The organism is Sphingobacterium endophyticum (assembly GCF_009733535.1).
Taxonomy (GTDB): Bacteria; Bacteroidota; Bacteroidia; order Sphingobacteriales; family Sphingobacteriaceae; genus Sphingobacterium; species Sphingobacterium endophyticum.
In genome coordinates, this window is sequence record NZ_SMMI01000013.1 from 1 (window position 1) to 13,429 (window position 13,429).

General features: G+C 34.9%; 8 protein-coding genes. 6 read left to right on the plus strand and 2 right to left on the minus strand.

The features are described from left to right. Positions 1-341: 341 nt before the first annotated feature. Positions 342-2,510: a S46 family peptidase gene (locus E0Y80_RS15080; RefSeq protein ID WP_156308507.1), complete on the minus strand. Its 2,169-nt coding sequence runs from the start codon at positions 2,508-2,510 to the stop codon at positions 342-344. Positions 2,511-2,714: 204 nt separating this feature from the next. Here E0Y80_RS15080 and E0Y80_RS15085 point away from each other — a divergent pair, with 204 nt between their 5' ends. From E0Y80_RS15085 to E0Y80_RS15110, 6 genes are all read left to right on the plus strand, one after another. Continuing rightward, positions 2,715-4,505: a chloride channel protein gene (locus E0Y80_RS15085; protein WP_156308508.1), complete on the plus strand. Its 1,791-nt coding sequence runs from the start codon at positions 2,715-2,717 to the stop codon at positions 4,503-4,505. A 365-nt stretch (positions 4,506-4,870) separates the two neighbouring features. Then, the gene (locus tag E0Y80_RS15090; protein ID WP_231596063.1) at positions 4,871-6,037 is read left to right on the plus strand and encodes an efflux RND transporter periplasmic adaptor subunit; all 1,167 of its coding nucleotides are present in this window, start codon (positions 4,871-4,873) and stop codon (positions 6,035-6,037) included. Positions 6,038-6,124: 87 nt separating this feature from the next. Further along, positions 6,125-9,280, plus strand: coding sequence for an efflux RND transporter permease subunit (locus tag E0Y80_RS15095; protein ID WP_156308509.1), 3,156 nt, complete (start codon positions 6,125-6,127; stop codon positions 9,278-9,280). Between the two features lie 6 nt (positions 9,281-9,286). After that, the gene (locus tag E0Y80_RS15100; RefSeq protein ID WP_156308510.1) at positions 9,287-10,753 is read left to right on the plus strand and encodes an efflux transporter outer membrane subunit; all 1,467 of its coding nucleotides are present in this window, start codon (positions 9,287-9,289) and stop codon (positions 10,751-10,753) included. Between the two features lie 445 nt (positions 10,754-11,198). Beyond that, complete coding sequence (locus E0Y80_RS15105) at positions 11,199-11,939, plus strand: sulfite exporter TauE/SafE family protein (RefSeq protein ID WP_156308511.1); 741 nt, start codon at positions 11,199-11,201, stop codon at positions 11,937-11,939. A 535-nt stretch (positions 11,940-12,474) separates the two neighbouring features. After that, positions 12,475-12,990: a thioredoxin family protein gene (locus tag E0Y80_RS15110; protein ID WP_156308512.1), complete on the plus strand. Its 516-nt coding sequence runs from the start codon at positions 12,475-12,477 to the stop codon at positions 12,988-12,990. Positions 12,991-13,036: 46 nt separating this feature from the next. Here E0Y80_RS15110 and E0Y80_RS15115 read toward each other — a convergent pair whose 3' ends face one another. Continuing rightward, a complete protein-coding gene (locus E0Y80_RS15115; protein WP_156308513.1) occupies positions 13,037-13,423 on the minus strand; it encodes a group III truncated hemoglobin in 387 nt (128 codons plus the stop codon). Positions 13,424-13,429: the final 6 nt, after the last annotated feature.

The window sequence follows — 13,429 nt, forward strand, 5'->3', positions numbered from 1 at the left end:
GTTGTCAAAGACGCAGAATAAAAGCAGATAGAACATTTTCCTCCCATGGAGCACTTTACTATAGTGGTCAACATTGGTGGTCGCTGAAAGATGGCTTAAAAGCGCCTCGGGAATGAAATTCAGAACCTGACTAAGGGAAACTTTGTGGTCATTGAATACTGACATAAATGTTTGATTATCAGTATAAAAATACAAAATTTAAACGATAAAAACAAGTTAATTATTTAATTATCAGATAATTATAAAATTATTTTTGCACATATAAAAAACAAAAAAGTCGGAAGAAAATCTTCCGACCATGACTACCAATTTAGGTGGCTTTTCTATTTTTATAAATTATTTTATCTCTTAATACCCATTTCATTAATTATAAACTGGGCATTGTCAATTTTATCTGCAATCCAAAGTACATATCGAATATCTACCCCAATAGAACGACTATAGCTTTCATTCCATGCATAATCATTTATGGTTGCATCATAAGCTCGGTCAAAATTTACACCAATTAATTCTCCATAGGCATTCATAATTGGAGAACCGGAATTTCCACCGGTAGTATCCATATTATATAGTATATTCACAGGGACATCATTCAATTCTTTCTTAAAATAGTTGCCGAAATTCTTATCCAACCAGTTCTGTTTGATGGATTCTGGATAAGTAAATTCTGATAGACCGGAATTTCCTTTTTCAATTAAACCTCTTACCGTTGTAAAGGGTTCCATATAGGTTGCATCTGCAGGACTGTATCCTTTAATATTTCCATAGGTCAGACGCAAAGTAGAATTAGCATCTGGAATAAAGCTTTTGGATTGGAACTTTTCTTTTACGGCAATGTAATCCGCCATTAATTTATTTAGATTTCCTTCTCTTCTTTTTTGTTCTTGATCAAATGGAGTCATTTCCTTTTCTAAACCCTTCTGAAATATCATCAAATCGTCTTGGTATTTTAAGAAGCTGTTGACATCTTTTAATACATTTGATTCAAAATCTGTATAATTTGAAAGCTTTGAGCTTTCGATAGCTTTTGTTATAAAATTTGAAGCCTCTTGTTCACTCTTAAATTGATAATTCGAAACAAATGGAAGTCTGTTATCGCCTTTTAATTGATAAGCTTGGTTGAACATCGTTGCTGAAATGTTTTTATCTACTTGGAGATTGTAGCTCTCATATAGGCTAGCCATTTGTTTTTTAAAGCCTTCAATGTTTGCTGCAAATAAATCTGCCTTTCTTTTGGAGGATAACTCTTTATTTAAGGCATCCTGGAATGAATTGGTAAGACTCGCCAATTGTAAGGATCGAATTCCGCTATAGATATTATTATACCATAATTCCTTTTCAGCATTATTGAAAACTGTTTGATAATGTTGGTCTATATCATTCATCAAATTCCCATATTGAGCCTTCAAGGCAGCATCGGATTGGATGAATTTTTCGAGATCCTGATCCTCCTTAATCTTTGTATTTACTAAATCTATGTTTCTTAAACCTTTTAATTTACCTCTATAATTCTTCATTACATTGGCATTTCTTTTTATCCTGGTAGCTAATGCAAGTTCGGTAGCCTTATCATCTTTTCCTGCAATTTCCATTTGTTGATTTTGAAAATCATAAAGCTCAGAGGTGTAGGGAAGGAGATATTTTTCCTGATATGAAATATATTGTGCTGGTCTATGTCGGAATGTTCTACCAGGATAACCTAAAATGAAAACAAAATCATTTTCATTAACTCCTTTTGGATTTACTTTAAGATGTTTTTTAGGTTTATAAGGAACATTTTCTTTTGCAAATTTTGCAGAGGAACCATCTGGTGCCACATATGCCCTTAAAAATGAAAAGTCTCCTGTATGTCTTGGCCAAACCCAATTATCGGTCTCTCCTCCAAATTCCCCTATATCCTGTCGAGGAACATAAACCAACCTAACATCTTCTATCGTTTTGTATCTGAATAATACATAGCTTTTTCCTATAAACATTTCTGAAACTTCCGCTTTTATTGTGGGATCCTGTCCCTCAGCTTCCTTAGCTATTTCCTTCCGTTTATTATTTATAATATCAATCCGTTCCGTAGGATCGCTAACATGAGCCACTGCTGCCAATACTTCTTGCGAAACATCCTCGTATGAATCCGTAATACGTATATTTAATCCTTTGGCTTCAATTTCTTGTTCGTGTGAATTTGCTACAAATCCGTTTTCCAAATAATTGTGTTCGGGGGTAGAGGCAAGCTGAACTGCACTAAATGCACAGTGATGATTCGTAATAATTAAACCATTTGGAGAGACGAAAGAACCTGAACATCCACTAACTTGTACCAATGCATCTACCAATCCAATTTGACCTGGGTTATAAATATCTTTTTCACTGATTTTTAATCCGGCCTTTTTTAATCCTGCTTTCCCTAGTTCACTTAAGGGAAACATCCCTTCATCTGGAATTGCACTTGGAATAACGACAGTGCCGGTTGCAAGAAATGCTGTGATAATTCCTGCTTTAATAATATTTAACATAACTATAGAATTTGTTTCGCTTCAAAAATACAAAATGTAACCCGGCAAATTCATGAATTTGATCTCAATCCTTACTTTATTTAACTATTCGATAAATGGTTCCTATATTTGCAGAAATTATAATTTTGTACAGCTAATTTTTATTAGTTCATAAGCCCAAATAGATTCAGAAAATCTGTAAATTCCTATTTGCTGATCAAAAATATGAGACATAAATTCCTTAAGAAGCTTGAAGCATTAAATAAATGGAGAATGCAGAAGATTTCCAATCGAAACTTCTTGATTGTTCTGGCATTTGTGGTAGGTATAGTTGGAGGTCTTGCAGCAGCTTTATTAAAAGGAATGACCCATTTTATTGCTGCGAAATTACAAGATGACTTAGAATGGCATTTTAAGTATTCCTTGTATCTCATTTTCCCTTTAATCGGGATTTTCTTAAGTGTACTGTATGTTCGTAAATTTATTAAGGGTAAGAAATTAGAGCATGGCATTACACCTATTATTTATGCAATATCAAGGCGTTCAAGCCGAATTGATATCCATAATATATATTCACAAATAGTTACGGCTGCCATAACGGTAGGTTTTGGGGGATCTTCAGGTTTGGAGGCTCCAATTGCATATTCAGGTTCGGCCATTGGATCTAATATTGGAAGGTTCTTCGGATTAAGTTATAAAGAGATAACCATGCTTTTAGCTTGTGGTGCCGCCGCGGGTATTTCCGGTGCTTTTAATAGTCCTGTTGCTGGGATGATTTTTGCTATTGAAATTCTATTGCCTGAATTCTCTATTCCAGTATTTATTCCTTTATTAATTTCTTCCGCTCTTGCAGCTGTCATCTCTAGAATCTTATATAGTGAACCTTTATTCCATACTTCCGCTACCGATTGGGAAGTTGGATCCATTATTTTTTATATCCTGCTTGCCGTTTTGGTGGGTTTATATACTATCTATTTTTCTAAAATTAGTCAAGTCGTAAAAAATTGGTTTGCCAATATTAAAAATCCTTATAATAAAGTATGGTTTAGTGGAATATCATTAGGAATCATGATTTTTATTTTCCCAGCTTTATATGGCGAAGGATACCTCACTATTCAACAAATGCTGGATGGGCATTTTAATGCAATTGTTAAGAATTCTCTTTTTTCAGATTATCGAGATATCGCTTGGGTAGTTGTTGGGTATACGATTTTGACTTTATTTGGAAAGTCCTTTGCATCTCTTTTCACGATCAATGGCGGAGGTAATGGTGGAGTCTTTGGACCTAGTTTAGTCATGGGTGGACTTATTGGTTTCGCCTTTGCCTATGGAATGAATCAAACTGGTTTTGTGCAGTTAAATGTTCCAAATTTTGTAATGGCAGGCATGGCTGCGGCATTAGCTGGAATTATGCATGCGCCTTTAACAGGTATCTTTCTAATTGCAGAAGTGACAGGTGGATATACGTTAATGGTACCGCTTATGCTGGTGGCTTCTATTTCTTACTTAATTAATAGGGGGGTAATGAAGCATTCTATCTATACCAAAGTACTTGCTGAATCTGGTGATTTAATATCCTATGAAGATAAGGATCGGACTGTACTCAGTATGATGAAAATTAGATATGTCCTTGAAACTAACTTTGTCGTATTAAGGCCGCAAGAAACTCCATTGGACAGACAATCTGATATTATTCATTCCAAGCGTAATATTTTTCCTATTGTGGATGAAAAAGGAAAGCTTATGGGGATCTTGTATAGTGAGCGCTTGTTTTCAATCCTTTTGGGAGAGGAGGAAGGTCGGGATATGACCTTCGCTGCTTTGGGACAAAAACCAAATGATATAATTTTCGAAACCGAAAATATGGAAAATGTGATGACGAAAATGAATAAAGAAGATGTATGGATATTGCCTGTTGTCAATAAAGAAGAACAATATTTAGGATTTATATCGAAGTCTTCCGTATTCAATAAATATAGAGGTTTATTAATTCGTCAAGGTCAGTATTTAGAATAATAGTATATCTAAATTAATAGGAGAGGCAATTGAAAAATCAATTGCCTTTTTTTTTAACTCATCATGATAATTTTAAGGTTTACAAGATGATTTAAATAAAAAGTTTGCTTTGACGTCAAAATTCTCTTTTGGTTTAAGGTCAGAAAAAAATCTAATAAAAAAAATCTTAGTGTTATAAATACACAGCTTGTTCTTTGTGAATCAGTGTTTTAACGTTTAAAAGGTTAGAAGGTCTTATTTATTTAACTAAAAAATAATATGTTAACAAATGTTAAACGGTACAATAATTGTTAAATGATACGTTAATAAGATGGAAGTGTAATAAAAATATTACGAAGACAAATAAATCAAATCGGAAAATTACTGTGAAGAAAACAAATTTATCAATTTTAAAAGCGACCTTTTTATTAATCGGTACAGTGAGTATTATGGCTAGCTGTTCCGAGAGTAAATCAAAAGAAAAGGAAAATACGACAAAAGCCATGGCTTTACCAGTTTATACTGTTGAGAAAGCTGATGCGGTAACGGTGAAGGATTACCTTGGAACCATAGAAGGTAAGGTTAACGTTGAGGTGCGCCCTCAGGTTGAAGGCCTACTTCAAGAAATATATGTGGATGAGGGTGCTTATGTACAGAAAGGCCAAAAATTATTCAAAATCGACCCTTCTTTTTATCAAGAGGATCTGAATAATATGTATGCCGCTGAAAAAGTAGCTCAAGCAAAATTAAAAAATGCCAAACTTGAAGTCGATCGTTTGAGACCTTTAGTAGAAAATGATGTAATTGCGGATGTAAGATTAGCTTCTGCTGAATCTGACTATCAGGTCGCTAAAGCCGGTTTAGATCAAGCCGCTGCTGAAGTAAGATCTGCTCAACTAAGTAGAAATTTTACAACCATTACTGCTCCTGTAAGTGGATATATTGGCCGAATCCCAAAACGTATCGGTAACCTTATTACCAAAGGGGATAAAGAACCTTTGACAAACTTATCAGACATTCAGGATGTATATATATATTTTGCAATGAATGAATCTGATTTCTTGTATTTCTCTAAAGCACAAGCTAAGAAGGATAGTGTTGAAGGTCGAAAATATGATAAACTTAAACGCTTGACTTTTCCAGAAGTTACTCTTATGATGGCGGATGGTGAAGAATATTCTTCAAAAGGTATTGTTGATGCGGTGAATGGACAAGTTGATCGTACCACAGGTTCAATCTCTTTACGAGCAACATTCCCTAATCCAAATAATATTTTAAGATCGGGTAGTACAGGTACCTTAAAAATTGCTGAAGTGAAAAAAGATGTCCTTCAGATCCCACAAATCGCCACTAACGAGTTACAGGATAAAACCTTCGTGTATGTGGTTGATAAGGCAAATAAAGCTCAGCGCCGTAATATTAAATTAAATGGTAAAACCAAGGATAAGTATATTATATCTGAAGGGTTACAAGAAGGCGACCGTGTTATCTTAAGTGGATTTGAAGAACTAACTGAAGGTTCTGAAATCATTCCTGTAGCACAACAAAAATAATTTGAATTTTAATTTTATGCTATGCTATCCTTTCTTAACTAGAGAGTTGGGAAAAGTATAGGTTAGCTAGATCCTATATTATACTATATGCTTAAAACATTCGTAAGCCGTCCCGTTTTAGCTACTGTTGTTTCCATTATCTTAGTCATCTTAGGCTTGGTCGGAATGAAATTGCTTCCCGTAACCAGATTTCCTGAGATTGCACCTCCTAGTGTTGTGGTATCACTAAGTTATCCTGGAGCAACAGCAGAAACCGTAGCAAGCTCAGTTCTATTGCCTATTGAAGAGGCTATAAATGGGGTGGAGAATATGACTTATATTAAATCCACTGCATCTAATTCCGGTTCTGGTTCTGTTACCGTATATTTTAAAACCGGAACCAATCCTGATGTTGCTTCTGTCAATGTACAAACTAGGATTTCGAAAGCAATTTCCTCAATTCCTGCTGAAGTAAATGAAGCTGGTATTACCACCATGCCTCGACAAAGTGGGGTAATAATGACCATCAATATCTTTTCAAATCAGAAGGACTCTGCATATGATGAGACTTTCCTTCAAGCGTTTGCCCAAATTAACTTAATGCGACCATTACTCCGTGTGGATGGTGTCGCTCAGGTTTCTAGATTGGGAGCGCGTGACTATGCGATGAGGGTTTGGTTAAATCCTGAAAAACTGGCGCTTTATAATTTAGTTCCGAAAGATATTTCGGATGCGATTAAAGATCAGAACTTTGAAATTGCTCCCGGTAAATTCGGCGAAACTTCTGACGAAGCATTTGAAACGGTTATTAAACATAAAGGTAGATTTAGTCAGCCTGAAGAGTTTCAAAATATCGTTATTAAAACAAATAAAGATGGTTCTGTTCTTTATCTCAAAGATGTTGCAAGGGTAGAATTTGGTGCTACCAACCTAAACTCTGATAATAAAGTCGATGGCAAACCAGGCTTAACTTTGAACCTGACCCAAACAAGTGGATCTAATGCACATGATATCGATGTGGAAGTAAGAAAAGTTCTAGAAGAACAGAAGAAATACTTCCCTAAAGGTATTGATTATGAAATAACGTATTCTGTTCGTGATCAAATTGATCAATCCATTGATCAAGTTAAGCATACTTTATTTGAAGCGTTTATCCTCGTATTTATTATCGTATTTATTTTCCTACAAGATTTTAGATCGACGTTAATTCCTGCTATCGCAATTCCAGTTTCCTTGATTGGTACATTCTTTTTCCTACAATTATTTGGATTTTCATTGAATGTATTAACCATGTTTGCCCTGGTATTGGCTATTGGTATTGTTGTGGATGATGCAATTGTTGTTGTGGAGGCCATACACCATAAAATGCATGCAACAGGGCAGAAACCTAGACAGGCGACCTTGTCAACCATGTCGGAAATTACAGGAGCTATTCTTTCCATTACCATGGTAATGGCTGCAGTTTTCTTGCCTGTAGGTTTTATGGAAGGGCCGGCCGGAATATTTTATAGACAGTTTGCTTATACTTTAGCAACAGCCATATTAATTTCTGCATTAAATGCTTTGACTTTGAGTCCTGCTCTTTGTGCGCTTTTATTAAAAGCGCCGGAGGATGAGAAAGAGATTGGAAAGAAGAAAAATAAATTCAATACTTATAAGGATAAGTTCTTTACTGCCTTTAATACTTCCTTTGATCGATTTACAGACAAATATATTATCGGGGTTAAAAAACTCATTAAAAATAAAAAAGTGGCTTGGGCAGGTTTAGCTGTTATTACCGCTCTAGGTGCATTCTTTATGATGAAGTCTCCAAAATCATTTATTCCTACAGAGGATGATGGCTTTATCACCTACAATATCGCAATGCCTCCTGGTGCTTCCTTAGCAAGGACCACTGAAGTATTGAAAAAAGCAGATAGCATATTACGTAGACATGAAGATATCAAAGGAATGACTTCAGTGTCCGGATATAATGCTTTGGATGCTAGTTCTAGCCCGGCGTTTGCTGCAGGATATATCAATTTAGTCCCTCATGAAGACAGGAAAAAAATTCATGATATTCAAGATTTTATGGATACCATTCGAAACGATCTTGCCCAATTGCATGAGGCTAAATTTACGGTATTCCCAAGGCCTACCGTACAAGGTTTCGGAGATTTTGCAGGAATTGAATTAGTCTTACAGGATAGATTAGGGGGGGATATTCGTGATTTTAATGTGCTTGCAGATACATTTATTAATCAATTAAATGAGTTGCCGGAAATCGGAAATGCTTATACAAGTTTTAAATCTACATTCCCACAATATGAAGTAAATATCGATGTTGTTAAGGCAAAATCTTTAGGTGTTAGTATTAACAGCTTGATGTCAACTATTCGTTTATATTTCGCAAGGGTACAGGCCTCAGATTTTAGTCGATTTGGTAGACAGTATCGTGTTTATGTTCAATCAGACTTTGATTATCGTACAGACCCTGAATCTTTCAGTTCCATTTTCGTTCGGAATACTGAAGGCAAAATGGTACCCATAAATACAATTGTCACATTGACAAAAATTGTTGGTCCGGAAACCATTACTCGTTATAATTTGTATAATGCAATTGTTGTTAACGCAGAGCCTGCGAAAGGATATAGTACAGGAGATGCAATGGCTGCAATTGAAAAATACGCTGAAGAAAAACTTCCTGGTAATGTTGGATACGAGTGGACGGGTATGAGTTTGGAAGAGAGTCAATCAGGTTCTCAAACGGTTCTGATCTTTGCGCTGAGTATATTGTTTGTTTACTTCTTATTAGCGGCTCAGTATGAAAGTTACATCCTTCCTTGGGCGGTATTGTTATCGATTCCTGTAGGCTTAATAGGTGTATACGCCACAATTGGTTTGGCAGGACTTCAGAATAATATATATGTTCAGGTTGGATTGATCATGTTGATTGGATTACTGGCCAAAAATGCCATTCTAATTGTTGAATTTGCCGTACAAGAACGGGACAAAGGTATGAACATCGTAGATGCCGCAATTAATGGAGCAAGATTAAGGTTGAGACCTATCTTAATGACCAGTTTAGCTTTTGTTGCCGGTTTAATTCCCTTAATGTGGACTGTAGGACCTTCAGCAATTGGTAACCATTCCATTAGTTTTAGTGCCGCAGGTGGTATGCTGTTTGGCGTAACCTTTGGTATTTTCATTATACCTGTATTGTTTGTGGTATTTAAGACTTTGGATGAGAAGGTTCGAAATAAAATTAAAACAGAAGAAGAATAAAATTCAATGAATAAGAAATTAATATATAAAGTTTTAATGGGTTGCCTTGGAATTGCATTTTTAATGGTGCAGGGATGTAAGGTGGGACAGAAATACCAGCAACCCGAATTGAACTTACCTGATCAGTTCAGGGGAGATACCCTGGCTTATTTTGGTGACACTTCAAGTATCAGTCAAATTTCATGGAAAGAATTCTTTCATGATCCTACCTTAAAAGATTTGATTGATTCAGCCTTGACTAATAACTATGACATGCAAACAGCATTAAAAAACATAGAAATTGCTAATAAGTGGTTGCGCCAGAACAGGATGAATTATTTACCTGAGGTTGATGCAACAATTGCAGGTGTCAATAAACAATATCGATCCAAAGAATTTGGATCAGGACCTTCCACCAAATGGTATGAGAAGCATGGAACAAAAGCTCCTGAAAACATGTTCAGCTACCTTAATCAGTTTGGAACGGAGATAGGATTTAGTTGGGAAATCGATATATGGGGTAAAATCAGCAATGCTAAAGATCAATTATCTGCAGAGTTTCTAAATACACAGGAAGCCAAAAATGCTATTCAGACCAATCTTATTGCAAATGTAGCGAAGGGTTATTTTAATCTATTAATGTTGGATGCAAAAATTGATGTAGCAAAGAGAAATGTCCAGCTGAATGATAGTACCCTTCAGATGATAAAACTACAATATGATGCGGGTGAAATTACAGCATTAGCAATACAACAAACTGAGTCACAGCGTTTAATTGCAGCTTCATTAGTGCCAGAACTTGAAAAAGAAATTGTTCTTCAAGAAAATGCTTTACGTATTTTAATTGGCCAGATGCCTGATTCTGTTAGTAGAGGAACTAGTTTTGAGCATCTATTTGCTGAAAACAAAGATATATCCTTAGGTTCTCCAGTAGATATAGTAAGGAATAGGCCTGATGTACGCGGAGCGGAATGGGATTTGGTTGCTGCAAATGCCAATGCAAATATTAAACAAGCAATGAGATATCCTTCACTTTCTCTTGAGGGTGTATTTGGTGTTAATTCTATGCTACCCAAGAATTGGTTTTCTATTCCAGGTTCGCTCTTGGGTGGATTCGGAGGAAATATCACTGCCCCAATTTTCAAAAATAAGAAATTAAAAACAGAATGGGAGGTAGCAAAATTAGAACGAGATAAAGCAGAAATTGATTTTCAAAGAACGGTAATGGAGGCAGTAAGCGAAGTTTCAGACGCTGTAGTAACCGTGGAAAAATTAAGAGAACAATTAGAATTTGCAAGATTAAGAGTAGAAAACTCTGAAAAAGCAGTCAAAAATGCAGGATTACTGTTCAAAGGTGGATATGCAACTTATTTAGAGGTAATTACTGCCCAAAGTAATGCTTTAAATTCTGATTTAGCTTTAGTAGAATTAAGACAAGAACATTTAGAATCCTACGTTGATCTGTACAGATCACTAGGTGGGGGATGGAGATAATAATTTTCCAGAATAAAAATCTTCACAGTATCAATTTGATACATTTCCATCGTTCTTAGCACTTTTTCTAAGTGTTGGGAACAAAAAATGGGTCGGATTTCATAGAAATCTCGGACCATTGATTTTTATAATGAAAAATACAATAGTCGAAATATACGACAGTCGGGTCACCTTTGGGTTTCAGTCGTGTTTTGGTCGTGAATGGTCCGCACCTTGGTTTGACATTGTCCACAGCTCGTCCGCTTGTGAGCGGACGAGCTCCGGATTACCTTTGGACAAGCTGTGGATGAGACACGAGCGAAACACGAGCGAAACCTAAGCAAAACATGAGCGGATCTTGAAAAAGACACATGTTTGTCTTCCGAATTCTTATCTTTATAAACCGAACCGGCAAATTGATTTGCCATGAAAAACAATAAGAATTATTAACCACTGAAATTCCTTTATGGAAAAGTATTTCGTTTTTTTAATATTGGCCCTTATCACAGAAATTATTGGTACGATTTCAGGATTTGGATCTTCTATATTATTTGTACCGACAGCATCGCTTTTTTTTGATTTTAAAGCAGTATTGGGAATTACGGCGGTGTTTCATGTTTTCAGCAACATTTCAAAAATTACCTTATTCCGTAATGGAATCAATAAGGATATTGCAATTAAACTTGGTATTCCAGCTGTACTTTTTGTCATTTTAGGTGCGTGGCTGACAAAGTATGTGCCGGTTAAAGAAATGGAATTAGGGATGAATATTCTGATTGCATTATTAGCAATATTTCTATTATTTAGGTTCAATAAACCAATAAAACAAACGAATCAGAATTTATACTTAGGTGGAATGATATCTGGTTTTTTTGCTGGATTAGTGGGGACTGGAGGAGCAATTCGAGGTATAACCCTAGCTGCATTTAACCTGCCAAAGGACATTTTTATTGCTACTTCTGCTTTAATTGACTTAGGGGTTGATTTAAGTAGAGCTGTTATTTATGTCTCTCAAGGATATTTCCCTACAGAATATATAAAATTAATTCCCTTTTTAATATTGGTGAGTGTTTTAGGAAGTTATTTAGGGAAAGTTATTTTAAAATTCACTTCAGAAAAATTATTTAAATATATTGTTTTAGGTGTAGTTCTATTAACTTCACTATTTCAATTTATCAATTATTTTACGGTTCATACTACTCCTTAATTATCGCCAATTTGGTCTACTTGTAAGCGGTGAGAAAGACCATGGAATTGAGCTCAGAATAAATATTGCTATCCAAATATATCTTTTGGCCAGATAGGAAAATCCATTTGATCCTATTTTTTTTCGTACTGTAAACGTAAAAAGATTGATTAGGAGAATGGCTAGGGTCATCATTGACATATGTTCGATTCCAAAGAATCTTAATTGTCGATTTTTAACACCTGTTCCTATATCATTCCAAAATGCATTAACCAATGGACTGTTAATGTATAGCAGCCAGCCCAAAATAAGTTGAAAATCATATATTAAAGTAAAAAAGATAAGCAATTGATAATGTTTGCTTTTAAACTCCGATTTGTTTTTATGATTGATGTATATCCAAACTAATTGAAAGATTAAGGCAAGCAGAACTAGCCAGCGGAAATAGGAGTGGAATATTAAAAAATAGTGGTACAATTTTTTGAGATTAAAATGATGCTAAAATTACATAGGAAACCTTAATTTAGTATCGTTTTATTGTAGAAAAAATATTAATATGACGAAATTGAAATATATAATAGGATTTGCGTTTTCATTGTTTTTAATTGGATCAGTGGGAGAAGTAAATGCTCAAGCTAAAAAACCAAATTTAGAATTAGACAGTTTAGCTAAACCTTATCATCCGGAGGCAGATGCGCAAAAGGACATTGACAGTGTGGTTCGAGTTGCCCAAAATGAAAATAAAAATATAATTATCCAAGCCGGTGGAAACTGGTGTATATGGTGTTTAAGATTCAATAAATTTATTCAACAAAATAAAAAAATCAAGGATCTATTAGATCATAATTTTGTGTATTATCATTTGAATTTTTCTCCGGAGAATAAAAATGAAGCGGTTTTTAATAAGTATGCCCCAGGAAAAGGGAAGGAATATGGATATCCTTTTTTCATAGTGCTTGATAAAAATTCGAAGGTACTAACGACCAGGGAAAGTGGAAATTTAGAAGAAGGGAAAGGATATGATGAATCAAAGGTTCTTTCGTTCTTTAATGAATGGTTACCTCAAAAATAACAACGAAACGGGCTAATTAGAAAAAATTAGCTCGTTTTTTATATTATTATATTAATGGCTTTAAATTATTTCCTTGGTAATATTCTATTTTGAACTGAAACATTTCTGCCATTCTTGAACCTTGCCATTTTGCCTTTTCTGCTTTTTCTCCTGCATATAAACTGTCAACAGTTTCTGAAAACAATCCAATCCAATGATCGAAATGTTTTTTGTTGATAGGCATCTTAGCATGAGGAGGAAATGGGCTTCCATAATAAGTGTGTTCTTCGAGTAAAACAGTTTGCCAAAATCTATACATCTTTTCTAAATGCTCAGGCCATCTATCTTGTATAATTCCATTAAAAATAGGTCCTAATAGACTATCTTCACGAATACGGTCATAAAATTTGTTTACCAGAATTTTAATATCATCTAAACTTTCTATATCCTTCATTTATCT

Excerpts from the sequence above, each read along its gene's own strand:
- E0Y80_RS15095 (WP_156308509.1), top strand. The coding sequence starts at position 6,125 with ATGCTTAAAACATTCGTAAGCCGTCCCGTTTTAGCTACTGTTGTTTCC.
- E0Y80_RS15085 (WP_156308508.1), top strand. The coding sequence starts at position 2,715 with ATGAGACATAAATTCCTTAAGAAGCTTGAAGCATTAAATAAATGGAGA.
- E0Y80_RS15110 (WP_156308512.1), top strand. The coding sequence starts at position 12,475 with ATGACGAAATTGAAATATATAATAGGATTTGCGTTTTCATTGTTTTTA.
- E0Y80_RS15080 (WP_156308507.1), bottom strand. The coding sequence starts at position 2,510 with ATGTTAAATATTATTAAAGCAGGAATTATCACAGCATTTCTTGCAACC.
- E0Y80_RS15100 (WP_156308510.1), top strand. The coding sequence starts at position 9,287 with ATGAATAAGAAATTAATATATAAAGTTTTAATGGGTTGCCTTGGAATT.
- E0Y80_RS15115 (WP_156308513.1), bottom strand. The coding sequence starts at position 13,423 with ATGAAGGATATAGAAAGTTTAGATGATATTAAAATTCTGGTAAACAAA.
- E0Y80_RS15105 (WP_156308511.1), top strand. The coding sequence starts at position 11,199 with ATGGAAAAGTATTTCGTTTTTTTAATATTGGCCCTTATCACAGAAATT.